Here is a 26,205-nt window from a genome sequence, read left to right on the forward strand (position 1 = left end):
TGTCAAGCCACGCCATGCCCCGCAAAGCCCAGACCGAATCGGTGTCCGACCTCAACGCCGCCCCCGGCGGCGCCGCCGCGGTCGACCGCGCGCTGAGCCTGCTGTCGGCCTTCCGGCCCGGCGACGAGGCGCTGTCGCTCGCCCAGTTCGCCGAGCGCACGCAGCTCTACAAGAGCACGGTGCTGCGCCTGCTGGCCTCGCTCGAACATGCGCGGCTGATCCGCCGGCAGGACGACGGGCGCTATGCGCTGGGGCTGGAGATCGCGCGGCTGCACGGGCTGTATGCGGCGTCGCAGTCGCTCGACCGCCTCGTGCTGCCGGTGCTGCGCACGCTCGCCGCCGCCACCGGCGAGAGCGCGGCGTACCACGTGCGGCAGGACCAGGGCGACAGCTGGGTGCGGCTGTGCCAGTTCCGCGTCGATTCCTCGCATGTCGTGCGCGACCACGTGCGCGCGGGCGACCTGCTGCCCAACGACCGGGGCGCGGGCGCGCGCGTGCTGATCGCCTTCGGGCCTGAAGGCGAACGGCCGCGTGGCGCGAAGGAGCGCAAGCTGTACGACGCGATCCGCGCGCAAGGCTATTGCGCGCTGGTGGGCGACCGCACGGCCGAGCTGGCGGGCATCTCGGCGCCGGTGTTCCATGCGGATGGCGGCCTGGCCGCGGCGGTCACGCTGACGATGCCGACGCACCGCTACGACGCGGGCTACATCGAGCCCGTGCGCGCGGCGGCGAAGGCGCTCAGCGGGCAGGTGTGAACTTCAGGACTCAGCCTTGAAGCCCGAGTTCTTGATGGGCAGCTCCCACCGCTTCAGGTGCGTCGCCTGGATGCTCGCCAGTTCCGCCGGCCCCGCATGTGCCGGCACGAGGCCCAGCGCGTAGATTTTTTCCTGCACATCGGGCATGCGCAGCGCGTCGGCCACGGCCTTGTCGATGCGCGCGACCAGCTCGGGCGACATGCCCGGCGGGCCATACAGCCCGAAGAAGGCATCGGCCGTCACGTTGATGCCCGCTTCTTTCAGTGTCGGCACGTCGGGCAGCGCGCGGCTGCGCTTTTCGCCCGTCACCGCGAGGATGCGGACCTTGCCCGCGCGGTGGTGCTCGATGGTTTCCGAGGCGGTGTCCACCATCAGCGGCACCTGTCCGCCGATGAGGTCCTGCGCGGCCGGCGCGCCGCCGCGGTAGGCGACGTGCGTCATCGGCACGCCCGAGGCCTGCGCCAGCAGCTGGCCCGCGAAATGCGGCACCGTGCCGGCGCCCGAGGTCGCGTAGTTGGCCTTGCCCGGGTTGGCCTTCATCCAGGCCAGCACCGCCTTCAGGTCGCCCGCCGGCGCGCCCGGCCCGGCCGTGACCGCGAAGTCGAAGGTGCTGCCGAGCGCGATCGGCGTGAAGTCCTTCACCGTGTCGTAGCCGAGGTTCGAATACAGCCACGGGTGGATCACCATCGCGCCGCTGGGCGAGAAGATCAGCACGCTGCCGTCCGGCGGCGAGCGCTTGAGTTCGGCCAGCGCCAGCCGGCCGGCCGCGCCGGGCTTGTTGTCGACGATGACGTTCTGTCCGAGCGACACGCGCATCTTGTCGGCCAGGATGCGCGCGACCACATCGGCCGACCCGCCCGGCGGAAAGCCGATCAGGATGCGCACCGTGCGCTCCTGCGCGAACGCCATCGGCGCGAGGGCCGTGGCGGTGATGACGGCAGCGGCCTGCACTGCGAACTGGCGGCGTTGCATGGGGCGGTCTCCTCGGGGTGGTTGTTCTTCGGTGTGCTCTGTGCGCGTGGCTGTCAGCGCAGCGCGGCCAGCAGCGCCTCGTTCTGCGCCGGCAGGCCGACGCTCACGCGCAGCCATTGCGGCAGGCCATACGGGCCGAGCAGCGAGACCTCGATGCCGGCGGCCAGCAGGCGCGCGTGCACGGCCGGCGCATCGCCGACCTGCACCATCACGAAGTTGCCCGACGACGGCACGTGCGGCAGGCCCAGCGCGGCGAAGCCCGTGGCGAGCTGTTCGCGCCCGGCGGTGTTGAGTTCGTAGGTGCGCGCCAGGAAGTCGGTGTCGCCCAGCGCCGCCACGGCCGCGGCCTGGGCCGGCGTCGTCACGTTGAAGCGCGGGCGGTGCGCGTTCAGGCGCGCCGTGAGCGCCGGCTGCGACACGCCGTAGCCGATGCGCAGCCCCGCCAGGCCGAAGGCCTTGGAGAAGGTGCGCGCCACGATCAGGTTCGGCAGGCGGCGCACCCATTCGATGCTGTCGTAGCGCTGCGCGGGCGCCAGGTACTCGGTGTAGGCCTCGTCGAGCAGCACCGTCACGTGCGCGGGCACCGATTGCAGAAAGTCGCGCAGCGGCGCAGCATCGATGAAGGTGCCGGTCGGGTTGTTCGGGTTGGCCACGAAGACCAGCTTGGTGTCGTCGCCGATGGCGGCGCGCATCGCGTCCAGGTCGTGGCCGAAGTCGCGCGAGGGCACGACGGTGGCGCGCGCGTGGGCGTGCGCCGTGGCCGCCGCATAGACGATGAAACCGTACTGCGAATAGACGACGTTCTCGCCCGGCTTGAGGCTGACCTGCGCCGCGAGCTCGAGGATTTCGCTCGACCCGCTGCCCAGCGTGAGCCACTCGGGCGGCACGTCCAGCCGCGCGGCCAGCGCCTGCTTGAGCGCGGTGCCGTTGCTGTCGGGGTAGTTGCCCGCGCCTTCGAGGGCGGCAGCGGCGGCGCGGCGGGCCGACTCGGGCATGCCGAGCGGGTTTTCGTTGGAAGCCAGGAGGATCATTGCGGCGGGAGCTGATTATTTAAGAAGTTAAATATATACAGCTGCCACCGGCCCGGCCTCAGGGCCTACCCTTTGAAGCGGCGCTTGGGCTCTTATCGATTACCTTCATTTTTGTCACAGATAAATCTCACTTTCGGCTCTTACTGGCCCGCAAAGTATCGAATACAGTTCTCCCATGGCTTCACCTGGGGCAAGTGCGCCCCACTGCTGCGCCGCCCCCGATTTCCTGTTTTTTGCATTGCGTTCCCCAAGGAGAAACACATGACCGACCGCACCACCGCCCACCGACTCCAGGTCGCGACCGAACTGCACCGCTTCGTCGAAGAGAAGGTCCTGCCCGCCAGCGGCGTGGCCAGCGACGTGTTCTGGAAGGGCTTCGACGCCATCGTCCATGACCTGGCGCCCAAGAACGTCGCCCTGCTCGCCGAGCGCGACCGCCTGCAGAGCGAACTCGACGCCTGGCACAAGAAGAACCCCGGCCCGATCGCCGACATGCCGGCCTACCGCGCCTTCCTGGAAAAGATCGGCTACCTGCTGCCGCAGCCCAAGGGCGTGAAGGCCACCACGGCCAACGTCGACTCCGAACTCGCGCTGCAGGCCGGCCCGCAGCTGGTGGTGCCGATCCTGAACGCGCGCTATGCCCTGAACGCCGCCAACGCGCGCTGGGGCTCGCTGTACGACGCGCTGTACGGCACCGACGCCATTCCCGAAACCGGCGGCGCCGAAAAGGGCAAGGGCTACAACCCCGTGCGCGGCGCCAAGGTCATCGAGTTCGCGCGCAACGTGCTCGACCAGGCCGCACCGCTGGCCAACGGCTCGCACAAGAACGCCACCGGCTACAGCGTGAAGGACGGCCAGCTGGTCGTCGCGCTGCAGGGCAGCACCACCGGCCTGGCCGACGCATCGCAGTTCATCGGCTACCAGGGCGACGCCGCCGCGCCGTCGTCGGTGCTGCTCAAGCACAACGGCATCCACCTGGACATCCGCATCGACCGCAGCACCGCCATCGGCAAGAGCGATGCGGCCGGCGTGAGCGACCTCGTGCTCGAAGCCGCGCTCTCGACCATCCTCGACCTGGAAGACTCGGTGGCCGTGGTCGACGCGGCCGACAAGGTCGTCGCGTACGCCAACTGGCTGGGCATCGTGCAGGGCACGCTCACCGAAGAAGTCGCCAAGGGCGGCAAGACCTTCACGCGCGGCCTGAACGCCGACCGCGAATACACCGGCGCCAACGGCCAGCCGCTGAAGCTGCACGGCCGCTCGCTCATGTTCCTGCGCAACGTGGGCCACCTGATGACCAACCCGGCCATCCTGTACGAAGGCGGCAAGGAAATCCCCGAAGGCATCCTGGACGCCGTGGTCACCACCACCATCGCCATGATCGACCTCAAGCGCAAGGGCAACTCGCGCACCGGCAGCATCTACATCGTCAAGCCCAAGATGCACGGCCCGGCCGAAGTCGCCTTCGCCAGCGAGCTGTTCGGCCGCGTCGAGCAGCTGCTCGGCCTGCCCGCCAACACCGTCAAGCTCGGCATCATGGACGAGGAGCGCCGCACCAGCGTGAACCTGCAGGCCTGCATCGCCGAGGCCGCCGCGCGCGTGGCCTTCATCAACACCGGCTTCCTGGACCGCACCGGCGACGAGATGCACACCGCCATGCAGGGTGGCCCGATGATCCGCAAGGGCGACATGAAGTCCAGCGCCTGGATCAGCGCCTACGAAAAGAACAACGTGCTCGTCGGCCTGAACTGCGGCCTGCGCGGCAAGGCGCAGATCGGCAAGGGCATGTGGGCCATGCCCGACCTGATGGCCGCCATGCTCGAGCAGAAGATCGCCCATCCCAAGGCCGGCGCCAACACCGCCTGGGTGCCCTCGCCCACCGCCGCCACGCTGCACGCGCTGCACTACCACCAGGTCAGCGTGACCGCGGTGCAGCAGGAGCTCGAGAAGATCGACGCCGACGGCGAGCGCGAGAACATCCTGAACGCGCTGCTGCAGGTGCCGATCGCCGCCGAGGCGAAGTGGACCGACGCCGAGAAGCAACAGGAAATCGACAACAACGTGCAGGGCATCCTGGGCTACGTGGTGCGCTGGGTCGACCAGGGCGTGGGCTGCTCGAAGGTGCCCGACATCCACAACGTCGGCCTCATGGAAGACCGCGCCACGCTGCGCATCTCGAGCCAGCACATCGCCAACTGGCTGCTGCACGGCGTGGTCACCAAGGCCCAGGTCGACGAGGCCTTCCAGCGCATGGCCAAGGTGGTCGACGAGCAGAACGCCGGCGACGCGCTGTACCAGCCGATGGCCGGCCACTTCGACACCTCCCCCGCCTACAAGGCCGCGCAAGACCTGGTGTTCAAGGGCATCGAGCAGCCCAGCGGCTACACCGAGCCGCTGCTGCACGCCTGGCGCCTGAAGGTCAAGGCCGCGGCCTGACGCGCGCCTTGCGCAGCGCCGGCCACCGCCGGCGCTGACGCCTCGGAGACACGCAACGAACGGCGCCCTCGGGCGCCGTTCTGCATGGGGCGCGACATGCCGGTAGCATCGACGCCGCCCTCTTCTCCCTCTCTCCGGTCTCCGTCTCTTTCGATGAACAAGCACGCGGCTACGCCGCCCCCGACCCGCGGGTCGACCTCGGCCGCGGCCATGCTGGTCGCACTGGCCACCGCCTTCGCGCTGAGCCAGGCCTTTCGCACCGTCGGCGCCATGATGGCCACGCCGCTCACGCAGCACTTCGGCCTCACGCCGCAGGCGTTGGGCACGTGGGCCGGCACCTTCCATTTCACCTTCGGCATCATGCAGCTCGCGATGGGCGTGTCGATCGACCACTTCGGCGTGCGCCGCACCGTGCTCACCGCCTTTCCGCTGGCCATCGCGGGCGCCGCGCTGTGCACCGTGGCGCCGGGCTTCGGCGCGCTGCTGCTGGGGCAGGCGCTGATCGGCGTGGGCTGCGCGCCGGCCTTCCTGGCCTGCACCGTGTTCATCGCGCGGCACTTCGACGCCGCGCGCTTCACCGCCATGTCGGGGCTGGTGATGAGCCTCGCGGGCATGGGCATCCTGTTCACCGGCACGCCGCTGGCGCTGCTGATCGAGGCCGCCTCGTGGCGCGCCGGCTATGCCGCGCTGACCGCCTTCGCCGTGCTCTCGTGGATCGTCATCTTCTGGCGCGTGCACGAGCCCGCACGCACGACGACAACAACAACGATCGCATCGGACGAACCCGCGCCCGAGCGCCAGTCGCTGCGCCAGGCCGTGCGCGACCTGCTGCCGCTGTTCGCCATGCCGCACACGCTCGGGCTGCTGTGCTTCGCCTGCGTGTCGTATGCGGCCTTCATCACGCTGCGCGGCCTGTGGCTCGGCCCCGTGCTGCACGACCGCCACAGCCTCTCGCTCGTGGCCAGCGGCAACGTGGCGCTGGTGATGACCGTCGCCGGCATGGCCAGCCCCATGCTGTTCGGCCGCCTCGACCCCGGCGGCGCGCGCCGCACGCGCTGGATGATGCGCTGCGCCTTCGCCGGCGCGGCGATGTTCGCCGCCATGGCCCTCACGCAATCGCGCGCCATCGACATCGGCCTGCCGATCGTCTACGGCATGCTCTCGGGCTACAGCGTGCTGCTGTACGCGTACACCAAGAACGCCTACCCGGCGGCCGTCACGGGCCGCGCGATGGCGCTGCTCAACATGGCGATGTTCCTGGGCGTCTCGCTGATGCAATGGACCACCGGCGTCGCCGCCTCCTGGGCCGTGGCCCAGGGCAGCGAGCCGTTTCGCGCGGTGTTCCTCACGGTGAGCGGGATGCTGGCGGCGGGGACGCTGGCGTTTCTGCTGCTGCCGCGGGCGAAGGTGCCAGTGCGTCCCACGCCCTGATCGCCGACACGCGGCCTCACACCGCATCCCCCAACCGCGCCCGCACCTCGCGCCGGCTCAACTGTCGCTTGGCGACGGCATAGACGTCGTGACGCCCATACATGTCGACGTGCGTAGGCAGGCCCGGCGCTGAACGTCGCGCCGCACCGCAGCGCGTGACCATGCAGCGGCGCAGCACGTCATAGCACTTGGGCTCTTGCTGCGCCGCGCTTGCGCGCTCGGGAAACTTCGCGAGCACGACCTCGAACCAGCAGCCGTCGACGCAGTGCCACTGCGTGGTCTCGTCGATCACGTGGTAGACCGCATGCGGCGTGTCGCCGCGCCGCGCGGCCCGGTCCAGGCGACGCGCCGCACGCGCCTCGCGCAGGCGCCGGTTCGGCAGCAGGATGCCGGTGACCGGGTGCACGAACAGCTCGACGCCCGGCGCCTCGTGCAGCGGCACGCCGTCGCGGGTTCCCCAGCGGTAGGGCCGCACCCGCACCTCGCCGTCGCACAGCACCGCGTCGCGCGCCACGAAGTCGTCGACGTGCAGGAAGATGTGCGCCTGCACCGTGCTGCGGCGATCGATGCCGCTGCACAGCTCGGCGTACACCTTGTCCCACGGCCGGTGCACCTGCTTGTGCAGCCAGCGCTTGAGCGGCTGGAGGTTTTCGCTCAGCCACTTCGGATGCTGCAGGCCGCGCTTCATGCCCAGGTGCGAACCGCGCTCGGGGCTGTTGCGCCACGGGCGGCCATCGCCCTGCACGCGCCAGCCGCCGCGCGGACGCTCGACGATCACCTTGTCCATGTCGTCACGCATCGTCGGCCCTCCGCCCGAAATCGCGCGCGGCTTTCTGCAGCGCCACCTTCTGCGCGCGCCGCTCTGCGCGGTGGGTGCGCAGGTGGCGGCCCGCGCCCTGGCTGGATTCGCGGCGCGCCATCGCGGCCACCACGGGATTGCGCGGTGCCGACGCGGGCACCGCAAAGTAGAACCGGCCCAGACGCTTGTCGTCGTCGCGGGCCTTTCGTTGAGCACTCATGTGCGCACACTCCGAAAGAAACAAAAAGGCCCCGGCGAATGCAGTTGCGCGCGGGGCCCTTGTCGATTCGGCCGCGGCGGATGCGAAGGAGCACATCCGGCCGGGGCGGTCGGTGTGCGTCAGGTGCTCAGTGAACGGTTCATTGGTTGGTGTTCTCGCCCGGGAGGTTGATCGTCGCCGGGCGTGGTGTCGGAAAAAACTGTCGCTGAAAAAGGAAGGGCGGATTCTGGCGAGGGCCTTCGCCGTGCGCAAGCCCGGCGCGGCGCGCTGTGGCGCAAAGCTGACAGGGCACATCGGTTGAATCCGCTTCACGCATCGCGCCGTATGGCATCTCAAGCGCATCGCGCCTCCGAGCTGTTGGCGGTTTCCACAGAGCCTTTTCTTCCAGGAGACATCCATGAAAAAACTCGTGATCGCCCTCGGCGTGTCGGTCCTGCTCGGCGCGTGCGCCGGCAGTGGCATGAGCAACGCCAGCAGCAGTGCCGCCACCCCCATGGTCGGCGGCGCGCCGATGTACCCGACGAAGGACATCGTCGACAACGCGGTGAATTCGAAGGACCACACGACGCTGGTCGCCGCGGTGAAGGCGGCCGACCTCGTGGCCACGCTCAAGAGCCCGGGCCCGTTCACGGTGTTTGCGCCCACCAACGCCTCGTTCGCGGCGCTGCCGGCCGGCACGGTCGACACGCTGCTCAAGCCCGAGAACAAGGCCACGCTCACCAAGGTGCTGACCTACCACGTGGTGCCCGGTCGCATGGACAGCGCGGCGCTGATGAGCGCGATCAACGCGGGCGGCGGCAAGGCGATGCTCAAGACCGCCAGCGGCGGCACGCTCACGGCGACGATGAGCGGCGGCACGGTGTGGGTGACCGACGCCAAGGGCGGCACGGCGGCGGTGACGATCGCCAATGTCTACCAGTCGAACGGCGTGATCCACGTCGTCAACAAGGTGCTGCTGCCGGGTTGATTCAGCTCCGCTGCGCTGCCTCCGCCTCGTCGCGCAGCCATTGCGCAAAGTCCTGCGCGTCGCGGTTGCCCGCGGCGCGCCGCGACATCTCGATGAAGTAGCCGCGGTGCGATGCCACGCCCTGGCCGAGTGGCGCCACGAGCCGGCCGTCGCGCACCAGTTCGCGCAGCAGCGGCAGGCGCCCGATGACCACGCCCTGCCCCGCCACCGCGGCGGCCACCGCATCGGCGTACTGCGAGAAGCGCAGCGTGCTCTTCATGCGCAGGTCTTCCAGCACCATCACCTTGAGCCACGGCTCCCAGTCGGCGGTCGGGGCTTCGCTGTGGTCCGGGTATTCGATGGTCAGCAGCGTGAGCTTGGAAAAATCGGACAGCTCGCGCAGCGACGCGGCCACCTGCGGCGCGCACAGCGGGATCACCGACTCCTCGAACAGCGCCGGGCCCACGCCGCGGCCGATGGGCACGAAGCGCACCGCAAGGTCGAGCCGGCTCACGTCCAGGTCGAGCACGTCGAGCGTGGCCGACACGCGCACGTCGACCTGCGGATGCGTGCTGGTGAAGCGCGCCAGTTTCGGAATGAGCCACAGCGACGCGAAGCCCGGCGTGGTGGTGATCGACACCTGCCGCGGTGCGGCGCTGGCGCGCACGCGGGCGGTGGCGTCGCGCAGGCGCTCCAGGCTGTCGGTGACGGCGCGCTGCAGCACGCCGCCGGCCTCGGTGAGCGCGAGCGCACGGTGGCGGCGCTCGAACAGCAGCACGCCCAGGCTGGCTTCGAGCTGCTGGATCTGCCGGCTCACGGCCGACTGCGTGAGGTGCAGCTCGCCCGCCGCCAAGGTGAAGCTGAGCCGGCGCGCGGCGGCCTCGAAGCTGCGCAGCAGCTCGAGCGGCGGGAGCTCGCCGGCAGGGGTTTTCGCATTCTCTGGAGGCATGCAACGAGTTCCGAATGACCGCGTGTAAGAGAGGGTTCGGCTCACTATATTCATTCGTATCACGAATGCAATGGAGGTTCCCATGAGCACCACCGACCGGTCCCCTTCCACCTTTTTCTCCTCGTCGAGCTCGCGCTTCCACGTGAGCCTGCCCAGCCGCGCCGTCTTCGCCGTGCCCGACGGCGCGGGCGTGGGCATCGAGTGCCGCAGCGGCGCGGTGTGGATCACGCTCGACCGCGACCCGCGCGACATCGTGCTCGGGCCGGGCGAGCGCTTCGAGAGCACCGAGCACCGGCGCGTGCTGGTGTCGGCGCTGGAGTCGTCGTGCATCTCGGTGTCGGACGCGCAACCCGCCGCGCTGCCGAACCCCGCCTCGCGCGCACAGGCTCGCGTGCGGTCGCCTTGGCGACTGGCGCTGCACGGGTTGTCCCCGGCTTGACCGCGGGCGCCGTGGCATCGAACCTCGATGCCATGGACCGCCCCCGCAGGGAGCAGCACCGCGCGCCGCCGTGACGACAGGCGGCTTTTTGCTTTGGGCGTCCGTTTTCCTTCTTGGCCTTGAAAGGGACACGCCCATGACCACCACTTCCGGCGCAGCGCTCGCATGACCGCGCCGCAACCCACACCCCAACCCTGCGTCCTGTGCGAACAGGCCGACGGCATCGCCACGCTCACGCTGAACCTGCCGCACAAGCTGAACCCGATCGCGAAAGACCTGCAGGTCGAACTGCGCGACGCGCTCGAGCGCATCCGCGACGACCGCACGGTGCGCGCCGTGATCCTCACGGGCGCCGGCAAGGCCTTCTGCGTGGGCGCCGACCTGAGCGCGATGGCGCCGCCCGGCGAGCCCGGCGAGCCCGGCCAGACGCTCGGCGACCAGACCGCCGAGTGGATGCAGAAGCTCAGCAACCCGCTCATCGAGACGCTGCGCACGCTGCCGGTGCCGGTGGTGGCAGCCGTCAATGGCCCGGCGGCCGGTGCGGGCGTGGGCCTGGCACTTGCGGCCGACGTGACCATCGCCGCGCGCAGCGCCTACTTCTACCTGCCCTTCCTGCCCAAGCTCGGCATCGTGCCCGACCTGGGCTGCACCTGGGCCATTCCACGCCGCGCCGGCCGTGCGCGCGCGATGGGCATGGCGCTGCTCGACGAGCGCCTGAGCGCCGGACGCGCCGTCCAGTGGGGCCTGATCTGGGCCTGCGCCGACGACGAGCAACTGATGGACGAGGCCCGCGCCATCGCGCAGCGCCTGGCGCGCCTGCCGGCGCACGCGGTGCTCGAAGCGCGCGAGGCCTTCGAGGCCTCGGAGCACCACACGCTGAAGGAACAGTTGCACTACGAGAGCGAGCGCCAGCGCGCGCTCATCGACCGCCCCAGCTTCCGTGAAGGCGTGAGCGCCTTCCTGCAGAAGCGCCCCCCTGTTTTCGAAACCCGCTGACGCTCCCATGACCATCGAACGCACCCTCTTCACCGCCGACCACGAGGCCTTCCGCGACAGCTTCCGCCGCTTCATGGACAAGGAGATCGCGCCCTTCCACGACGACTGGGAAGAGCAGGGCTACGTCGACCGCGCCGTCTGGTCCAAGGCCGGCGAGAACGGCTTCCTGTGCATGGCGCTGCCCGACACCTACGGCGGCGCGGGCGCAGACCTGCTCTATTCGGTGATCCAGTTCGAGGAGCTGTGGGCGCGCGGCTTCACGGGCATCGGCTTCGGCCTGCACAACGAGATCGTGGCACCGTACATCCTGCGCTACGGCACCGAGGCGCAGAAGCAGCACTACCTGCCGAAGCTCGCCAGCGGCGAGATGGTCGGCGCCATCGCCATGAGCGAGCCCGGCGCGGGCAGCGACCTGCAGGCCGTGAAGACCAGCGCCATCCGCCAGGCCGACGGCAGTTACCTGCTCAACGGCAGCAAGACCTTCATCACCAACGGCTGGCATGCCGACCTGGTGATCGTGGTCGCCAAGACCGACCCGGCCGCGGGCGCGAAGGGCACGAGCCTGTTCCTCGTCGAGCGCGGCATGCCGGGCTTCGAGAAGGGAAAGCGCCTGAAGAAGCTGGGCCTGAAGGCGCAGGACACGTCGGAGCTGTTCTTCAACGACGTGCGCCTGCCGGCCGAGGCGCTGCTGGGCGAGGTCAACCGCGGCTTCGTCTGCCTGATGGAGCAGCTGCCGTGGGAACGGCTGCAGATCGCGATCAGCGCGGTGGCCGCGTCGCAGGCCGCCATCGACCACACCGTGGCCTACGTGAAGGAGCGCAAGGTGTTCGGCCAGCCCGTGGGCAACTACCAGAACACGCGCTACACGCTGGCCGAGCTGCAGACCGAGGTGCAGGTGGCGCAGGTGTTCGTCGACAAGTGCATCGAGCTGCTGATGGCCGAGAAGCTCGACACCGCCACCGCGAGCATGGCCAAGTACTGGACCAGCGACTTGCAGTGCAAGGTGATGGACGAGTGCGTGCAGCTGCACGGCGGCTACGGCTTCATGTGGGAGTACCCGATCACCCGCGCCTACGCCGACGCGCGCGTGCAGCGCATCTACGGCGGCACCAACGAGATCATGAAAGAGGTGATCACGCGCTCGATGGGCCTCGGCGGGCGCTGAAGCGCCCCGCATTTGGCACCACTGGCGCCATGGAAAGGGCTGCGGGAGAATGCCGCGCATGCCCATCCTCAACGCCTTCTACGCCCAGTCGGGCGGCGTCACCTCGGTCATCAACGCCTCGGCCTGCGGCGTGATCGAGACGGCGCGCCAGCACCCGGACCGCATCGGCACGCTCTATGCCGGTCGCAACGGCATCCTCGGCGCGCTCACCGAGGACCTGATCGACACCAGCGCCGAGCCGGCCGAGGCCATCGCGGCGCTGCGCACCACGCCCTCGGGCGCCTTCGGCTCGTGCCGCTACAAGCTCAAGTCGCTCGAGAAGAATCGTCGTGAATACGAGCGCCTGATCGAGGTGTTCAAGGCGCACGGCATCGGCTACTTCTTCTACAACGGCGGCGGCGACTCGGCCGACACCTGCTTCAAGGTGAGCCAGCTGTCGCAGTCGATGGGCTACCCGCTGCAGGCCATCCACGTGCCCAAGACCATCGACAACGACCTGCCGCTGACCGACTGCTGCCCGGGCTTCGGCTCGGTGGCGAAGTACGTGGCGGTGTCCACGCTCGAAGCCTCGTTCGACGTGCGCTCGATGGCCGCCACCTCCACCAAGGTGTTCGTGCTCGAGGTGATGGGCCGCCACGCCGGCTGGATCGCCGCGGCCGGCGGGCTGGTGGCCGACCATGGCATTCCGGTGGTGGTGCTGTTCCCCGAGATCGAGTTCGATGCGGCCCGCTTCCTGGCGCGCGTCGATGCCATGGTGCAGCAGCACGGCTACTGCTCGGTGGTGGTGTCCGAAGGCTGCCACCATCCCGACGGCACCTTCCTGGCCGAACAGGGCGCGCGCGATGCCTTCGGCCATGCGCAGCTGGGCGGCGCGGCGCCGGTGGTGGCGCAGATGGTGAAGGAAGCGCTGGGCCACAAGTTCCACTGGGCGGTGGCCGACTACCTGCAGCGCGCGGCGCGGCACATCGCCTCGGCCACCGACGTGAAGCAGGCCTACGAGCTGGGCCAGCGCGCGGTCGAGCTGGCGCTCGAAGGCCGCAACGCGGTGATGCCGACCATCGAGCGCACGAGCGACGTGCCCTATGCGTACACGCTGGGCGCGGCGCCGCTCGAAGCGGTGGCCAATGTCGAGAAGCCGATGCCGCGCGACTTCATCTCGGACGACGGCTACGGCATCACCGAGAAGTGCCGCCGCTACCTGCTGCCGCTGATCGCGGGCGAGGACTACCCCGCCTACCGCGACGGCCTGCCGGTGTACGCGACGCTGCGCAACGTGGCGGTGCCGAAGAAGCTGCCGGCCTTCGCGCTCGCATGACGGTGGTCATCGACACCGCGCGCTGTCCGCTGTGCGGCGAGGCGAACCGCTGCGCGATGGAGGTCGAGCGCGAGACCGGGCAGGCGCAGCCGCCCTGCTGGTGCATGGCCGCCGATTTTTCGCTGGCGCCGCTCGACACGCTGCCGCCGGCGCTGCGCGGCCAGGCCTGCATCTGCGCGCGCTGCGCCGCAGGAAAGCCGCCGCCTCAGGACTGAGCGACGTCGCCCTGCGACGGCGATTGGGATTGCGACTGGGTCTGCCCCTGTGCAGGCTCGGCAGCTTCCGTCGCGGCTTCCGCCACATCCCCCGCCGTCACCATCGTCGGCGCCGTGCCGCTGCGCTGCGCGGTGACCACGCCGTGGATGAACTGCAGCTTGCCCACCGCCGCGCGCGGCAGCACGAAGGGGTAGTAGTCGGGCTGGCCCATGCTGCGCGACAGCTCGTTGAGCATGCTGGTCAGCAGCACCCAGCCGTTGATGAAGTCCAGGAATTTCGCGGCATCGGGATGCTCGGGCTGCCACAGGTCGGCGGCGGTAAAGAGGTCGCTCGTGAGTTCCACGTTGCTCGCGTCGATGCCGAAGCTCATCGCCGTGTCGGCCGTGTCGGCCATGTGCAGGTAGTGGGCCCAGGTCTCGGCCCAGTCTTCCCACGGGTGCATGCTCGCGTAGCTGCTGACGAAGCGCTGCGCCCAGTCGGGCGGCGGGCCCTGCTCGTAGTGCTGCTGCAGCGCGGCGCCGTAGTCGGCGCGCTCGTCGCCGAAGAGCACGCGGAAGTCGTCGATCCAGCGCGTGGGCAGCACCAGCAGGTCCCAGTAGTAGTGGCCGATCTCGTGGCGGAAGTGGCCCAGCAGCGTGCGGTAGGGCTCGTGCATCTCGGCGCGGATGCGCTCGCGCACGGCGTCTTCGGCCTCCTCGGCGTTGAGCGTGATCAGGCCGTGCTCGTGGCCCGTCATCACGTGCGGGGCGCCCGGCATGTTGCTGAGAAAGTCGAAGGCCAGCCCGTGCACCGGGTCGGCATGGCGGCTCACCACCGGCAGGCCGAGCGCGAGCAGCTGCGAGATCAGGCGGCGCTTGGGCATCTCGAGCTTGCGCCAGAGTTCGCCGTTGGCCTCCACCGACAGGTCGGGGATGGTGCGCGTGACGCTGCAGGCCAGGCAGTAGCCGGGCGCCAGGCCCTGCGTGTCGGCGGGAATCGTTTCGCCCTCGCGCGGCTGCGCCACCATCCAGTTGCAGGCGGCCGGCGTCATGAGGTTGGCGCAGCGGCGGTAGGTGGCGCCGTGCGGATCGCCGAAGACGGTGAAGGTGTCGGGCAGCGCGCCCTCGCCTTCGGCCGGCGCCAGCGGCACCACGCCGAGCCGGTCGATCACGTAGCCCAGCGGCGTGTGGCAGGCCAGGCACTCGCTGTTGCGCAGGAACACGGGGCGCCCGCACTGGCAGCGGTAGGCGCGGCTGACGGTGGGGGCGGCGAGTTCGGCCGCGAGCGTGGGAGCGGCGTCGGGCACGGCGGGGTCGGCCGGTTCAGTGACGGGTTCTTGGATCGACGGGTTCATGGCTTGTTTGTTCTTTTGATGACGACTTGACGCACAGGGGACAGCCGCCGCATTGTGCGACCGGCCCGCGCGCGGTCGACGCCGCAAACACCGATATGCTTGTAGGACGACGGACCCGCGACCGTCCCTGCGCCGCCCCATGACCTCCCCACAAACCCCTGACACGCCGCCCTCCATGGGTGTCCTGCGCGCCCGCTACGGCGAGCGCTACCGCTGGTACCTGCTGCTGTCGGTCATGGTGGGGACGATGGCGTCCATCATGTCCTCGACCATCGTCAACGTGGCGATCCCCGACATGAGCCACCACTTCGCGCTGGGCCAGGAGCGCGCGCAGTGGGTCAGCTCGGGCTTCATGGTGGCCATGACGGTGTCGATGCTCACCACGCCCTGGCTGCTGTCGCGCTACGGCTACCGGAGCACCTACGTGGGCACCATGCTCCTGCTGCTGGCCGGCGGCATCGTCGGCGGGCTGGCCAACCACTACCCGCTGGTGCTGCTGGCGCGCGTGGCCGAGGGGCTGGCGGCGGGCGTGGTGCAGCCCATTCCGGCCATCATCATCCTGCGCGCCTTCGAGCCGCACGAGCAGGGCCGCGCCAGCGGCATCTTCGGCATGGGCGTGGTGCTGGCGCCGGCCATCGGGCCGAGCATCGGCGGCGTGCTGGTCGACCTGTTCGGCTGGCGCTCGATCTTCTTCATGGTGGTGCCCTTCTGCCTGGCCTCGATCTGGCTGGCCTACAAGTTCGTGCCCAAGACCGCGCCCGGCGGCGTGGCCGCGACGCGCGGCAGCGGGCTCGATGCGCGCGGCCTGGCGCTGGGCACCGTGGGCACGCTGTGCCTGCTGAACGGGCTGGTCGAGCTGCGCGGCGATTCGCCACTGCAGGCCACGCTGCTGCTGGCCGGCGCGCTCGTCTCGTTTGCCGCCTTCGTGTGGTGGCAGCGCCGGCTCATGGCCTCGGGCGGCGCGCCGCTCATGAACCTCGCGCTCTTTCGCTACCGCCAGTTCGCCATGGGCAGCCTGGTCGCCTTCATCTACGGCACCGCGCTGTTCGGCTCGACCTACCTGCTGCCGGTGTACATGCAGGTGGGGCTGCACCTGTCGGCCTCGCACGTGGGCACCACCCTGCTGCCGGCCGGCATCGTGCTGGCCTTCACCATCGCGGGCGTGGGCCGGCTGGCCGACAAGCAGCCGACCTGGCTCCTGGTGAGCATCGGCCTGGCGCTGCTGGCGGTGTCGTTCGCGCTCATGGCCGTGCTGCGGCTGGACAGCCCGCTGTGGCTGCTGGTGGTGTTCGCGATCGTCGGGCGCATCGGGCTGGGCTTCATCCTGCCCTCGCTCAACCTCGGGTCGATGCGCCCGCTGGCCAAGCCGCTCATCCCGCAGGGCGCGAGCGCGATCAGCTTCGTGCGCATGCTCGGTGGCGCCGTGGGCGTGAGCCTGTGCGCCATCATTCTCGAATGGCGTCTGGCGGCGCACGGCGACTCGCTCGCCAACCCGGTGAGCACGCCGGCGCGGCTGGCCGCCTTCGACGAGGTGTTCCTGATGCTGGCCGGCCTGTGCGCGCTGGCCGTCTGCGCGGCCTGGCAGTTGCGCGAGCCACCCGGCGAGGACACGGCGCAACACAGGGGGTAAACCCCGGCGGCGCGGGGACTCGCTTTCGCTTTCAATTGTTATCAGTTGTATCTAAAAGCGGAATCGGTTCCATGCATCGCAGACGTTTTCTCGCCGCCTCGGCCGCGGCGACGGCCGGACTCGGCCCCCTCCTTTCCTTGCCTTCCACCGCCCTGGCCGCCGAGAACGGCGTCAGCGACGGCGAGATCGTGCTCGGCCACACCGGCATCCTGAGTGGGCCGCTGGGCGTGCCGATCAAGGTCGTGATGGCCGGCGCCGGGCTGGCCTTCGACGCGGTCAATGCGCAGGGCGGGCTCGCGGGCCGCAAGCTCAAGCTGGTCTCGCTCGACGACGAGCTCAAGCCCGAGAAGGCCGTCGCCAACTACGAGAAGCTGCTCGCCGAGCACCGTGCCTTCGCCTTCTTCGGCTGCGTGGGCTCGGGCACCACGGCCGCCGCGGCCAAGGTGCTGGGCCAGAGCGGCGCGCCGATGGTGGGCGGCTACGCGGTGTCCGATTCGGCGCGCGAGAAGGTCGCCGGCGCAGGCTACTTCGTGCGCGCCACCTTCGCGCGCGAGGCGCAGGCGCTGGTGCAGCACCTGAGCACCATCGGCGTCTCGCGCATCGCCGTGGCCTACCTGGACAACCCCGGCGGTGCCGAAGTGGCGCGGCTGGTCGAGGCGGCGCTCGACACGCTCAAGCTCAAACCCGTGGCGGCGGTGCCCGTCAAAGGCGACGGCACGACCAACGAGGCCGCGGGCAAGGCGCTGGCCGACAGCCAGGCGCAGGCCGTGCTCATGTACCTGGGCGGCGGCATCGGCGGCGAGGTCATGAAGAGCGCCTGGACCGCCGGCGGGCGCCAGATGTTCTACGGCATGTCGATCGTGCCGGGCGACGTCACTGCCAAGCTCGTGGGCGACAAGACCAGCGGCCTGGCCATCTCGCAGATCGTGCCCTACCCCTGGAGCGAGGTCGACGCCACCGCGCGCGAGTTCCGCCAGCTGGCCGAGCGCGCCAAGGTCGACATCGGCTACCTCAGCTACGAAGGCTATGTGAACGCGCTCGTGATGATCGAGGCCCTGCGCCGCACCGGCCGCGACCTCACGCGCGCGAAGCTGCACGCCACGCTGAAGGCGATGAAGCTGCGCATCGGCAACATGGAGATCGACTTCACGGGTGCCAGCAACACGGGCTCGCGCTTCATCGAGATGGTGCGGGTGACGAAGGAAGGGCGGTTCCTGCGATAGAGACAGAGGCCGGCCCCGCTCACAACCCCAGCTGCGTGAGCGCCCAGGCCACCGTGCCCAGCTGCATCACGTTGAGCACCATGCCCGCGATGTGGAGCTTGCGGAACTGCACGATCGACGTGTCCGTGGCCGGGATCGTGTGGCGCAGCAGGTCCATGCGCGGAATGATGAGCCAGCGGCGCAGCGCGAAGGCCAGGCCGGCGATGAAGGCCATGCCGACCGCGAAGAAAGGCTTGCCGCACCACGCATAGCTGAGCGCCGCCGCGCTCGCGATGAGCACCACGGCCACGTAGTACACGTTGAACAGGCCGCGGATGAAGCGCGAATCCAGCGGGGTGTCGTGCGAGAGCACGAGCAAGGGCAGCGAGCCCATCATGAAGAACCCCATCCAGACCAGCAGGATGACGGTCGCCATGAGCGCAACGACGATGGGAAGCATCTTTGAAAACCCTCCGCGGCGCGCAAGCATACGCCCGGGCGGGCGTGGCGTCTCTCGGCGCTTACACAGCGCGTGCGGCGGCCGGCACCCGCGCCCCGCCATCGGCCACCAGCGCCGCGCCGGTCACGAACGAGGCTTCGTCGCTGGCCAGGAACAGGCACACGGCGGCCATCTCCTCGGGCGTGGCCATGCGGCCCAGCGCGATGCGCGCCACCGTTTGCGCGCGTGCGGCGTCCTCATCGATGCCGCGTTCGGCGGCGAGGTCGCGCATCTCCTGGCGGCTCATGGGCGTGTCGACCCAGCCGGGGCACAGCGCATTCACGCGCACGCCGTGCGGGCCGTAGGCCTGCGCGGCCGAGCGCGTGAGCGCGACCACGCCGGCCTTGCTGGACGCATAGCTGGCCATACCGGCGCCGGCATTGAAGGCCGCGACCGAGGCGATGTTGACGATGGCGCCACCACCCTGCGCCACCATGCCGGGCAGCACCGCGCGCTGGCAGCGCATGGTGCCGCCGAGGTTGACCTCGTGCAGGCGGTGCCAGTCGCCGTCGTCGATGTCGGCCGCATCGTCGTTGCGCACGATGCCCGCGCAGTTCACGAGCACGTCGATGCGCCCGAACGCGGCCTGCACTGCAGCCACGGTGGCGCGCACGGCCGCGTCGTCGGTCACGTCGCAATCGAAGGCCGGGCCCTCGCCCACCGACTGCGGACGCGGCCAGCCGGCCACCGCGACGCGCGCGCCCTCGGCCGCGAAGCGCGCGGCCACGGCGGCGCCGATGCCGGTGGCCGCGCCGACCACGAGGCAGGCTTTGCCTTGCAGGCGCGCGGTCATTCCGATGCCTCCGCGAAGAACGGGCTCTCAGGCAGCGTCGAGCCGCCATCGACCACGATCGTCTGCCCCGTGATGTAGCGCGCCGCCGGGCTCGCCAGGAAGCGCATCGCGTAGGCGATGTCTTCGGGCCGCCCCAGCTCGCCGGCCGGGATGTGGCGCGCGATGCGCGCGGCCTTCGCCGGGTCGGACAGCAGCGAGCCGCCCTGCTTGGCGATGTAGCCCGGCTCCACGCCGTTCACGGTGATGCCCTCGCGCGCGTACTCCAGCGCCGCGGTGCGGATGAAGCCGTTCACGCCGGCCTTGCTGGCCGCGTAGTGCGCGCTGCCCGGCATGGCCACGCGCGGCCCGGTCACCGACGAGGTGACGAGCAGCCGCCCGCCGCCGCGCGCACGCAAGTGCGGCACAGCGGCCTGCGTGAGCCAGAAGCAGGCCTTGAGGTTGACGGCCAGCGTGTGCTCCAACTGCTCGTCGGTCATCGCGTCGATGGCGGCCCAGGGGTTGACGGCCGCGTTGTGGACCACGATGTCGAGCGCGCCGAACACGCGCACCGCCTCGGCCACCGCGCGCTCGGCCTCGTCGCGCCGGCCGATGTCGCAGGCCATCGCCTGCGCCGCGAGGCCGCGCGCACGCAGCTCCGCCGCCACCGCCTCGCCCGCACTGCCGGTGCGGTTGGCGATGAGCACCGAGGCGCCGGCTTCGGCGAACACCTGCGCGATGGCCGCGCCGATGCCGCGACCGCCGCCCGTCACCAGCGCCACCTTGCCCTGCAGGCCGAAGAGATCGGGCGTGCTCATCCCTTGCACTCCCGCACGAACTCGGCGAAGGCCGCGTTGTGCTCGTCCACCTCGCGCTCGGTGGTGCCGGGGCAGCACAGCATCATGTTGTGGAAGGGCGTGATGAGCACGCCGCGGTTCATCATGTACAGGTGCAGCAGCGCCTCGAGTTCGCCGTCGCGCGTGCGGCGCACGTCGCTCGCGTTGCGCGGCGCATCGGCGCAAAAGAGCGTCTCCACGCGCGCACCGACTTGCGTGGCATGCCACGGCAATCCCGCGGCGGCGATGCTGGCGTTGACGCCTTCGGCCAGGCGCTGCGCGAGCACCAGCATGCGATGGAAGGCCTCGGGCGTGAGCACCTGCGAGAGCACCGCGCGCATCACGGCCACCGTGAGCGCGTTGCCCGCCAGTGTGCCGCCGAAGCCGGCGTGCGCCGACTGGCGCTTCGTCGGGTGCAGCTTGGGCAGCACCTGCCAGACGCGCTCGGCGGTCTCGGCGCTGAGGCCGAAGGCCGCGGCGGGAATGCCGCCGGCGATGGCCTTGCCGATCACGAACATGTCGGGCTCGAGCCCGTGCTGTCGCGTGTAGCCGCCCGGCCCGCTGGAGATGGTGTGCGTCTCGTCGATGACCAGCAGCGTGCCGGTCTCGCGCGTGAGGCGGCGCAGCGCATCGTGAAAGCCGGGCGCGGGCGCGATCATTCCGTAGTTGGTCATGGCCGGCTCGGCCAACACGCAGGCCACGTCGCCGGCGCGCAGCGCGCGCTCCAGCGCGGGCACGTCGTTGAACTCGACCACGGCCGACAGCTGCTCGTGCGGAAAGCCGTTGGGGTGGATGTCGTTGCGCATCGCGACGGCGCCGTCGCGCAGCTCCACATGCGCTTCTTCCACCGAGCCGTGGTAGCAGCCCGAGAACACCAGCACGCGCGGCCGGCCCGTGACCATGCGCGCCAGGCGGATGCAGGCGCGGTTGGCGTCCGAGGCCGAGGTCGTGAGGTTCCAGTACGGCAGGCCGAAGCGGCGCGACAGCTCTTCGCCGACCCAGGCCGCGTCGTCGGTCGGCAGCATCAGCGAGCTGCCCACGCGCGCCTGCCGCGTGAGCGCCTCGACCACCGCCGGGTGGCCGTGGCCACACATGCCGCCGGTGTCGCCCAGGCAGAAGTCGGCATAGCCGTTGCCGTCCACGTCCACAAAGCGCGCGCCGTAGGGCAACTGTGCGTCCTGCACGTACAGCGGCCAGCCGCCGATCCAGCGGCGCATCCAGTGCGAGGGCGCGCCGTAGAGCCAGGCCTGCTGGCCCTGCGCAAAGCGTTCGCCGCTGCGCGCGTGAGTGCGCGCATAGCGCGCCTGTTCGGCCTGCATCAGGGCCTGCACGCGCTCGCGCGGCACGGTGGATTCGAAGGTCGGGGTCATCGCAAACTCGGTCAAAGGGAAGAAGAAGGAGAAACGCCCAGCATCGACAGCGCCTGCGCGTAGCTCGCGCCCGGATGCATCACGTCGAAGTGCACGGTGCGCAGGCCCACGCGCTGCGCGCCGGCGATGTTGCGCAGCTGGTCGTCGACGAACACGCAGGCGTCGGCGGGCAGGCCGAGCTGGTCCAGGCACTGCTGGTAGGCGCGCGCATCGGGCTTGAGGATGCCGGTGTGCGTGGCGTCCACCACCACGTCGAAGGCGCTCATGAAGGGCAGGCGCTGGCGGAAGCCCGCGCCGTAGAACAGGTCGAGCTCGTTCGACAGGATGGCGAGCCGGCAGCCGGCACGTCGCGCCGCCTCGATGGCCGCGAGCGCCTCGGGGCGGATGGCGGCTTCGGGGTCGGCGCCGCGTGCGCGCTGCACGAAGGTCTCCATGCGGTCCCAGCGTTCGCCGACCAGCGCGCCCACTTCGCGGGTGCGCGCCATCCAGTAGTCGCGCTCCGAGAGCTTGTCGGCCTGCATGTCGCGCCACAGCGGATCGCTCGCGAGATCGAAGGGGCCGCGCCAGGTGAGCGCGCCGCGCGGCAGCGACAGCGCTTCTTCGGTCAGTGCGTGGGTCTCGAAGAGCGTGCGGCTGATGACGCCGCCGAAGTCGAGCACGAGGGCTTGCGTACCGGGGCTCATGCGTGGCTCCCTGCAGGCACGGTGCCGTCGGCCACCCAGGCGTCGAACACGCGCAGTGCGGCGTCGCAGAAGGCGCTGTCGTTGATGTGCGCATCGAGCTCGACGAGCCGCGCCGGGTCCACGCTGCCGCGCAGTGCCTCGGTGAAGGCCGCGAGGCCTTCGGGATCGTGCAACGGCTCGCCGGGGCGGTCCCAGCCTTCGATGCCCTGCAGCGGCATCAGCAGGCAGGTGGCGCCCTCGGCGCGCGCGAGGCGGCGCGCGATCTCGGCGGCCACGCCACGGCGGAACGCGGGCGCGCTCAGTGCGGAGGCCAGCAGCCGGTTGTGGATGTGCGTGGGCCGGCCTTCCAGGCCTTCGGGCGTGGACTGCCAGGCCGGGTAGTCGAGCATGTCGATGGCGCCGGGCGCGACGATCTGCGGCGTGCCCGCGCGGCCCGCACCGAGCAGGCGATCGGGCCCGGCCGTCACGCACGAGCCGCCGAGCTGGTTGGCCAGCTCCTGCAGGCTGAAGTCCATCACCGCGCAGAAGCGGCCCTCGGCGGCCAGTGCCTCGAAGGCGCGCCCGCCCATGCCGGTGGTATGGAACACGGCGACTTCGTAGCCGCGCGCCTCGAGCGCGGGTTTGAGCGTCTTCATGTACGTGAGCGCGCTGGAGCCCAGCGAGGTCATGCCCACCAGCGGCTTCTCGAAGGCCGGCACGCAGGCCTGGCGGCAGGCGCCGAGCACTGCGCCCGCGGCCTGGCTCAGGGCCGAGCGGCACAGGCTGTTGAGGCCGTAGAGCCCGCCGGCCCACAGCACCATGATGAGGTCGGGCGGAATGCGCTCGGGCGGCAGCAGGTGCGAGTAGGCGATGGTCGACACCAGCACCTTCGGCACGCCCAGCGGCAGCGCCTGCGCCACGTCGAGCGCGAGGTCGGTGCCCATGGTGCCGCCCAGCGCGAGCAGGCCGTCGATGCGACCCTCGGCCTGCCAGCGCGCGGCGAGCCTGGCGGCGCCGCGCGCCATCAGCGTCATGGCGCTGTTCTCGTCGCCGCTTTGCGCCACCTCGGCCACGGTCTTGCCGGCGGCCGCGGCCACCTCGGTGTTGGGAATATCGGGCGTGAAGGGCGCGCCGTCGAGCACGCCCACGTCCATCACGACGACGCGGCCGCCGCCGGCCTCGATGCATTCGCGCATGAACAGCAGCTCGGCGCTCTTGGTGTCGGCGGTGCCGATCAGCAGGATCGTGGGCGATGCACTCACAGCGTCGCTTCCACGTCGGCGAACGCACCTTCGAGCGCATCGACCATGAAGTCCACCTCTTCGCGCGTGATGACCAGCGGCGGCGAGAGGATGAGGTTCGGGCCCGAGATGCGCACCATCAACCCGCGCTGGTAGGCCGCCTGCGCCACCTTCGCGGCGATCGGGTTGCCGCGCGGCAGCGTGGTGCGCGTGGCCTTGTCGGCCACCATCTCGATGCCCAGCATGAGGCCCATGCCGCGCACGTCGCCGACGAAGCTGAACTTGTCGACGAAGGGCCGCACGCGCGCCTGGAAATGCGCGCCCACGCGCGCCGCGTTGCCGGGCACGTCGAGCGCCTCGATCTGGTCCAGCGTGGCGAGTGCGGCGGCTGCGGCCACCGGGTGCGCGCTGTAGGTGTAGCCGTGGCCCACCGCGGCCTGGCCCGTGGGGTCGTTGAGGAAGACCTCGGCCACCTTGTTGCCGATGGCGGTGGCGCCCAGCGGCACGTAGCCCGACGAGATGCCCTTGGCCAGGCACCACAGGTCGGCCTTCACGTTCCACAGCCGCGTGCCGAACATGGCGCCGCCACGGCCGAAGCCGGTGACGACCTCGTCGGCGATGAGCAGCACGCCGTACTTGTCGCAGATCTCGCGCACGCGCGGCCAGTAGTTGGGCGGCGGCACGATCACGCCGCCCGCGCCCTGGATCGGCTCGGCGATGAAGGCGGCCACGGTGTCGGGGCCCTGGAACTGGATCTCGCGCTCCAGCTGCGTGGCGCAGATCTCGCCGAGTTCTTCCGGGTCCTGCGTGTAGGGGTTGCGGTAGAGCCACGGCGTGTCGACGTGGAAGCAGCCCGGCAGCAGCGGCTCGTAGGCGCGGCGGAAGTTCAGGTTGCCGTTCACGCTCATGCCGCCGAAGTGCACGCCGTGGTAACCCTGGCGCAGCGCGATGAACTTGAAGCGGTCGGCCTGGCCCTTGAGCTTCCAGTACTGGCGCGCGAGCTTGAGCGCGCCCTCGACCGCGTCGGAGCCGCCGTTGCTGAAGAACACCGCGGCCACGCCGTCGGGTTCCATGGTCTTGACCAGGCGCGCCGACAGCTCGATGGCACGCGGGTGCGTGGTGCCGCGGAACACGTTGTAGAAGGGCAGCTCGTCGAGCTGCGCCACGATGGCGTCGCGCACCGGTTGGTTGCTGTGGCCCAGGTTCGCGGCCCACAGGCCACCGACGCCGTCGAGCATCTTGTGGCCGTCGACGTCCCAGATCCAGCAGCCCTGGCCGCGCGCAATGATGTCGGGCTTGGTCTTGAGCATGGCCTGCGGATGCGCCATGGGGTGCCACAGGTACTGGGCGTTGTCTTGCTTGAGCGCCGCCACGGCGGCGGCTTCTTTCGTTGTCATGCAGGTCTCCGGAAGTATTCGATGGGGTGTGCTCAGCACGGCACGCCGACGGTGAGGGTCTTGACCTCGGTGTAGTGCAGCAGGCCTTCGGCGCCCATCTCCTGGCCGATGCCGCTTTCCTTCCAGCCGCCGAAGGGCATCTCGGGCTGCGAGACGCCGAAGTGGTTGATGCCGACCATGCCGGCCTCGAGCGCGTCGCCCAGGCGGTGCGCGGTGTGCAGGTCGCGCGTGAAGGCGTAGGCGCCCAGGCCGTAGGGCAAGGCGTTGGCCTGCGCGATGGCTTCGTCGAGCGTGTCGTACGGTTGCAGCACGGCGATGGGGCCGAAAGGCTCCTGACGCATCACGCGGCTGTCGGCCGGTGCGTTCGCGATCACGGTGGGCTCGAAGAAGAAGCCGGGGCGCTGCACGCGGTGGCCGCCGCACAGCAGCTGCGCGCCGCGTTCCACGGCGTCGTCGACGAAGCGCTGCATGTCCTCGATGCGGCGCGCGTGCGCGAGCGGGCCCATCTGCGTGGCGGGGTCGGTGCCCTCGCCCAGGCGCAGCGCACGCGCGGCCTGCACGAAGGCCTCGCTCCATTCGCCGAAGCGGGCGCGCGGCACATAGAAACGGATCGGCGACGCGCACACCTGGCCCGCGTTGCGGAACTTGGCGGCCAGCGACTGCTTGAGCGCGAACGGAAAGTCGGCGTCGTCGCAGACGATCACCGGCGCATGGCCGCCGAGCTCGCCGGTGAAGCGCTTCACATGCCGCGCCGCCTGCTCGCCCAGCAGCTTGCCCACGGCCACCGAACCGGTGAACGACACCTTGGCGATCGCCGGATGGTCGATGAGGAAGGACGACACCTCGGCCGGGTCGCCGCACACCATGTTCAGCGCGTCGGGCGGCACGCCCGCATCGAGAAAGGCGCGCACCAGCAGCATGCAGGTGCCCGGCGTTTCTTCCGCCGGCTTGATGACCACGCTGCAGCCCGCGGCCAGTGCGCTCGCGAGCTTGCGCGCCGGCAGGTTGGCCGGAAAGTTCCACGGCGTGAAGGCCGCCACCGGCCCCACGGGCTGGCGCATGACCGACTGCGAAAGGATGCCCTCGACGCGCGGCGGCACGAGGCGGCCGTACAGGCGCTTGGCCTCTTCGGCCTGGAAGTCGATGATGTCGGCCGACAGCGTGACCTCGCGCAGCGACTCGGCCAGCGGCTTTCCTTGCTCGAGCGTGAGCACATGCGCGATGGCCTTGGCTTGCTCGCGGATGTGTTGCGCGGCAGTGCGCAGGATGTTGCAGCGCTCGAGCGCGCTCTTGCCGCGCCACTGCACGAAGCCGCGGCGCGCGGACGCGGCCGCTTCGGCGAGTTCGTCGCGGCCAGCCAGCGGCAGCTGCGCGATGACTTCTTCAGTGGCAGGGTTGACGACCGCGCGGCGGCCGCCGGCGGTCTGCGTGCGCCATTGGCCGGCGATGTGCAGTGCGAGTTCGGGGTAGTCCATGCCCTGCACGATAGGGAGCGAGCCCCTTGCCGCGTTATCGAAAACTGGCAAACCTCGCGCGGCCTCGTGCGTCGCGCACACAGGCCTTCCTATACTGTCCGCGCCGATCTTCTTTCACGAC

The 26,205-nt window shown here is 70.3% G+C and carries 24 protein-coding genes and 1 pseudogene; 11 read left to right on the plus strand and 14 right to left on the minus strand.

The window, feature by feature from the left end; translation table 11 throughout:
- Positions 1–14 precede the first annotated feature (14 nt).
- On the plus strand, positions 15–755 hold the full coding sequence (locus tag AC1RLW_RS23985) for an IclR family transcriptional regulator (RefSeq protein WP_493195412.1): 741 nt from the start codon (positions 15–17) through the stop codon (positions 753–755).
- A gap of 3 nt (positions 756–758) precedes the next feature.
- Here the strand turns inward: AC1RLW_RS23985 and AC1RLW_RS23990 are convergent, their stop codons facing one another.
- The gene (locus AC1RLW_RS23990) at positions 759–1,727 is read right to left on the minus strand and encodes a Bug family tripartite tricarboxylate transporter substrate binding protein (protein WP_493195413.1); all 969 of its coding nucleotides are present in this window, start codon (positions 1,725–1,727) and stop codon (positions 759–761) included.
- 53 nt (positions 1,728–1,780) lie between these two features.
- A pseudogene (hisC, locus tag AC1RLW_RS23995) lies at positions 1,781–2,764 on the minus strand (histidinol-phosphate transaminase); the annotation flags it as partial.
- A gap of 255 nt (positions 2,765–3,019) precedes the next feature.
- On the opposite strand from hisC, the gene AC1RLW_RS24000 reads away from it, so the two are divergent.
- Together AC1RLW_RS24000 and AC1RLW_RS24005 are read left to right on the plus strand one after the other, a co-directional pair.
- Complete coding sequence (locus AC1RLW_RS24000; protein WP_493195414.1) at positions 3,020–5,194, plus strand: malate synthase G; 2,175 nt, start codon at positions 3,020–3,022, stop codon at positions 5,192–5,194.
- 153 nt (positions 5,195–5,347) lie between these two features.
- Complete coding sequence (locus tag AC1RLW_RS24005; protein WP_493195415.1) at positions 5,348–6,625, plus strand: MFS transporter; 1,278 nt, start codon at positions 5,348–5,350, stop codon at positions 6,623–6,625.
- Positions 6,626–6,641: 16 nt separating this feature from the next.
- Here the strand turns inward: AC1RLW_RS24005 and AC1RLW_RS24010 are convergent, their stop codons facing one another.
- The gene (locus AC1RLW_RS24010; protein ID WP_493195416.1) at positions 6,642–7,424 is read right to left on the minus strand and encodes a hypothetical protein; all 783 of its coding nucleotides are present in this window, start codon (positions 7,422–7,424) and stop codon (positions 6,642–6,644) included.
- Positions 7,417–7,644, minus strand: coding sequence for a hypothetical protein (locus AC1RLW_RS24015; protein WP_062479749.1), 228 nt, complete (start codon positions 7,642–7,644; stop codon positions 7,417–7,419). Before AC1RLW_RS24015 ends, AC1RLW_RS24010 begins: the two co-directional genes overlap by 8 nt.
- A gap of 397 nt (positions 7,645–8,041) precedes the next feature.
- Here AC1RLW_RS24015 and AC1RLW_RS24020 point away from each other — a divergent pair, with 397 nt between their 5' ends.
- The gene (locus AC1RLW_RS24020; RefSeq protein WP_101488342.1) at positions 8,042–8,611 is read left to right on the plus strand and encodes a fasciclin domain-containing protein; all 570 of its coding nucleotides are present in this window, start codon (positions 8,042–8,044) and stop codon (positions 8,609–8,611) included.
- A 1-nt stretch (position 8,612) separates the two neighbouring features.
- On the opposite strand, the gene AC1RLW_RS24025 is transcribed toward AC1RLW_RS24020, so the two are convergent.
- A complete protein-coding gene (locus AC1RLW_RS24025; protein WP_062479753.1) occupies positions 8,613–9,539 on the minus strand; it encodes a LysR substrate-binding domain-containing protein in 927 nt (308 codons plus the stop codon).
- 82 nt (positions 9,540–9,621) lie between these two features.
- On the opposite strand from AC1RLW_RS24025, the gene AC1RLW_RS24030 reads away from it, so the two are divergent.
- From AC1RLW_RS24030 to AC1RLW_RS24050, 5 genes are all read left to right on the plus strand, one after another.
- On the plus strand, positions 9,622–9,978 hold the full coding sequence (locus AC1RLW_RS24030) for a DUF2917 domain-containing protein (RefSeq protein WP_062479754.1): 357 nt from the start codon (positions 9,622–9,624) through the stop codon (positions 9,976–9,978).
- A gap of 165 nt (positions 9,979–10,143) precedes the next feature.
- A complete protein-coding gene (locus tag AC1RLW_RS24035) occupies positions 10,144–10,974 on the plus strand; it encodes an enoyl-CoA hydratase-related protein (protein ID WP_493195417.1) in 831 nt (276 codons plus the stop codon).
- A 7-nt stretch (positions 10,975–10,981) separates the two neighbouring features.
- Positions 10,982–12,139 (plus strand): acyl-CoA dehydrogenase family protein, encoded by a 1,158-nt coding sequence (locus AC1RLW_RS24040; RefSeq protein WP_493195418.1) that lies wholly within the window; start codon positions 10,982–10,984, stop codon positions 12,137–12,139.
- A 58-nt stretch (positions 12,140–12,197) separates the two neighbouring features.
- A complete protein-coding gene (locus tag AC1RLW_RS24045; protein ID WP_095949760.1) occupies positions 12,198–13,454 on the plus strand; it encodes a 6-phosphofructokinase in 1,257 nt (418 codons plus the stop codon).
- Positions 13,451–13,669, plus strand: a complete 219-nt coding sequence (locus AC1RLW_RS24050) for a cysteine-rich CWC family protein (protein WP_095743338.1) — start codon at positions 13,451–13,453, stop codon at positions 13,667–13,669. Before AC1RLW_RS24045 ends, AC1RLW_RS24050 begins: the two co-directional genes overlap by 4 nt.
- Here AC1RLW_RS24050 and AC1RLW_RS24055 read toward each other — a convergent pair.
- Positions 13,660–15,003 carry a zinc-binding metallopeptidase family protein gene (locus AC1RLW_RS24055; RefSeq protein WP_493195419.1) on the minus strand — a complete coding sequence of 448 codons (1,344 nt, stop codon included), beginning with the start codon at positions 15,001–15,003 and terminating at the stop codon, positions 13,660–13,662. The genes AC1RLW_RS24050 and AC1RLW_RS24055 overlap by 10 nt on opposite strands.
- Before the next feature lie 139 nt (positions 15,004–15,142).
- Between AC1RLW_RS24055 and AC1RLW_RS24060 the strand changes: the two genes are divergently transcribed.
- Entirely contained in the window at positions 15,143–16,633 is a 1,491-nt protein-coding gene (locus AC1RLW_RS24060) for a DHA2 family efflux MFS transporter permease subunit (protein ID WP_493195420.1), read from the plus strand.
- Between the two features lie 137 nt (positions 16,634–16,770).
- A complete protein-coding gene (locus tag AC1RLW_RS24065) occupies positions 16,771–17,856 on the plus strand; it encodes an ABC transporter substrate-binding protein (RefSeq protein ID WP_240531278.1) in 1,086 nt (361 codons plus the stop codon).
- Between the two features lie 19 nt (positions 17,857–17,875).
- Here AC1RLW_RS24065 and AC1RLW_RS24070 read toward each other — a convergent pair whose 3' ends face one another.
- From AC1RLW_RS24070 to AC1RLW_RS24105, 8 genes are all read right to left on the minus strand, one after another.
- Complete coding sequence (locus AC1RLW_RS24070) at positions 17,876–18,295, minus strand: hypothetical protein (RefSeq protein WP_493195421.1); 420 nt, start codon at positions 18,293–18,295, stop codon at positions 17,876–17,878.
- 61 nt (positions 18,296–18,356) lie between these two features.
- On the minus strand, positions 18,357–19,127 hold the full coding sequence (locus AC1RLW_RS24075) for an SDR family NAD(P)-dependent oxidoreductase (RefSeq protein ID WP_493195422.1): 771 nt from the start codon (positions 19,125–19,127) through the stop codon (positions 18,357–18,359).
- Positions 19,124–19,921, minus strand: coding sequence for an SDR family oxidoreductase (locus AC1RLW_RS24080; protein ID WP_493195423.1), 798 nt, complete (start codon positions 19,919–19,921; stop codon positions 19,124–19,126). The genes AC1RLW_RS24075 and AC1RLW_RS24080 overlap by 4 nt, the downstream gene beginning before the upstream one ends.
- Positions 19,918–21,309: a transaminase gene (locus tag AC1RLW_RS24085; protein WP_493195424.1), complete on the minus strand. Its 1,392-nt coding sequence runs from the start codon at positions 21,307–21,309 to the stop codon at positions 19,918–19,920. The genes AC1RLW_RS24080 and AC1RLW_RS24085 overlap by 4 nt, the downstream gene beginning before the upstream one ends.
- An 11-nt stretch (positions 21,310–21,320) precedes the next feature.
- Complete coding sequence (locus AC1RLW_RS24090) at positions 21,321–21,992, minus strand: HAD-IA family hydrolase (protein WP_493195425.1); 672 nt, start codon at positions 21,990–21,992, stop codon at positions 21,321–21,323.
- The gene (locus AC1RLW_RS24095) at positions 21,989–23,233 is read right to left on the minus strand and encodes a Tm-1-like ATP-binding domain-containing protein (protein ID WP_493195426.1); all 1,245 of its coding nucleotides are present in this window, start codon (positions 23,231–23,233) and stop codon (positions 21,989–21,991) included. The genes AC1RLW_RS24090 and AC1RLW_RS24095 overlap by 4 nt, the downstream gene beginning before the upstream one ends.
- Entirely contained in the window at positions 23,230–24,609 is a 1,380-nt protein-coding gene (locus AC1RLW_RS24100; RefSeq protein ID WP_493195427.1) for an aminotransferase class III-fold pyridoxal phosphate-dependent enzyme, read from the minus strand. Before AC1RLW_RS24100 ends, AC1RLW_RS24095 begins: the two co-directional genes overlap by 4 nt.
- 32 nt (positions 24,610–24,641) lie before the next feature.
- Positions 24,642–26,084 (minus strand): NAD-dependent succinate-semialdehyde dehydrogenase, encoded by a 1,443-nt coding sequence (locus tag AC1RLW_RS24105; protein WP_493195428.1) that lies wholly within the window; start codon positions 26,082–26,084, stop codon positions 24,642–24,644.
- Between the last annotated feature and the right edge of the window lie 121 nt (positions 26,085–26,205).

Source organism: Variovorax sp. GW822-FHT04A09 (assembly GCF_058801005.1).

What these genes read in the sequence shown, in the direction of transcription:
- AC1RLW_RS24070 (WP_493195421.1), bottom strand. Translation starts at nt 18,295, where the DNA reads ATGCTTCCCATCGTCGTTGCGCTCATGGCGACCGTCATCCTGCTGGTC.
- AC1RLW_RS23985 (WP_493195412.1), top strand. Translation starts at nt 15, where the DNA reads ATGCCCCGCAAAGCCCAGACCGAATCGGTGTCCGACCTCAACGCCGCC.
- AC1RLW_RS24075 (WP_493195422.1), bottom strand. Translation starts at nt 19,127, where the DNA reads ATGACCGCGCGCCTGCAAGGCAAAGCCTGCCTCGTGGTCGGCGCGGCC.
- AC1RLW_RS24040 (WP_493195418.1), top strand. Translation starts at nt 10,982, where the DNA reads ATGACCATCGAACGCACCCTCTTCACCGCCGACCACGAGGCCTTCCGC.
- AC1RLW_RS23990 (WP_493195413.1), bottom strand. Translation starts at nt 1,727, where the DNA reads ATGCAACGCCGCCAGTTCGCAGTGCAGGCCGCTGCCGTCATCACCGCC.
- AC1RLW_RS24015 (WP_062479749.1), bottom strand. Translation starts at nt 7,644, where the DNA reads ATGAGTGCTCAACGAAAGGCCCGCGACGACGACAAGCGTCTGGGCCGG.
- AC1RLW_RS24035 (WP_493195417.1), top strand. Translation starts at nt 10,144, where the DNA reads ATGACCGCGCCGCAACCCACACCCCAACCCTGCGTCCTGTGCGAACAG.
- AC1RLW_RS24005 (WP_493195415.1), top strand. Translation starts at nt 5,348, where the DNA reads ATGAACAAGCACGCGGCTACGCCGCCCCCGACCCGCGGGTCGACCTCG.
- AC1RLW_RS24060 (WP_493195420.1), top strand. Translation starts at nt 15,143, where the DNA reads ATGACCTCCCCACAAACCCCTGACACGCCGCCCTCCATGGGTGTCCTG.
- AC1RLW_RS24055 (WP_493195419.1), bottom strand. Translation starts at nt 15,003, where the DNA reads ATGAACCCGTCGATCCAAGAACCCGTCACTGAACCGGCCGACCCCGCC.
- AC1RLW_RS24010 (WP_493195416.1), bottom strand. Translation starts at nt 7,424, where the DNA reads ATGCGTGACGACATGGACAAGGTGATCGTCGAGCGTCCGCGCGGCGGC.
- AC1RLW_RS24030 (WP_062479754.1), top strand. Translation starts at nt 9,622, where the DNA reads ATGAGCACCACCGACCGGTCCCCTTCCACCTTTTTCTCCTCGTCGAGC.
- AC1RLW_RS24045 (WP_095949760.1), top strand. Translation starts at nt 12,198, where the DNA reads ATGCCCATCCTCAACGCCTTCTACGCCCAGTCGGGCGGCGTCACCTCG.
- AC1RLW_RS24085 (WP_493195424.1), bottom strand. Translation starts at nt 21,309, where the DNA reads ATGACCCCGACCTTCGAATCCACCGTGCCGCGCGAGCGCGTGCAGGCC.
- AC1RLW_RS24100 (WP_493195427.1), bottom strand. Translation starts at nt 24,609, where the DNA reads ATGACAACGAAAGAAGCCGCCGCCGTGGCGGCGCTCAAGCAAGACAAC.
- AC1RLW_RS24000 (WP_493195414.1), top strand. Translation starts at nt 3,020, where the DNA reads ATGACCGACCGCACCACCGCCCACCGACTCCAGGTCGCGACCGAACTG.
- AC1RLW_RS24050 (WP_095743338.1), top strand. Translation starts at nt 13,451, where the DNA reads ATGACGGTGGTCATCGACACCGCGCGCTGTCCGCTGTGCGGCGAGGCG.
- AC1RLW_RS24025 (WP_062479753.1), bottom strand. Translation starts at nt 9,539, where the DNA reads ATGCCTCCAGAGAATGCGAAAACCCCTGCCGGCGAGCTCCCGCCGCTC.
- AC1RLW_RS24080 (WP_493195423.1), bottom strand. Translation starts at nt 19,921, where the DNA reads ATGAGCACGCCCGATCTCTTCGGCCTGCAGGGCAAGGTGGCGCTGGTG.
- AC1RLW_RS24020 (WP_101488342.1), top strand. Translation starts at nt 8,042, where the DNA reads ATGAAAAAACTCGTGATCGCCCTCGGCGTGTCGGTCCTGCTCGGCGCG.
- AC1RLW_RS24105 (WP_493195428.1), bottom strand. Translation starts at nt 26,084, where the DNA reads ATGGACTACCCCGAACTCGCACTGCACATCGCCGGCCAATGGCGCACG.
- AC1RLW_RS24090 (WP_493195425.1), bottom strand. Translation starts at nt 21,992, where the DNA reads ATGAGCCCCGGTACGCAAGCCCTCGTGCTCGACTTCGGCGGCGTCATC.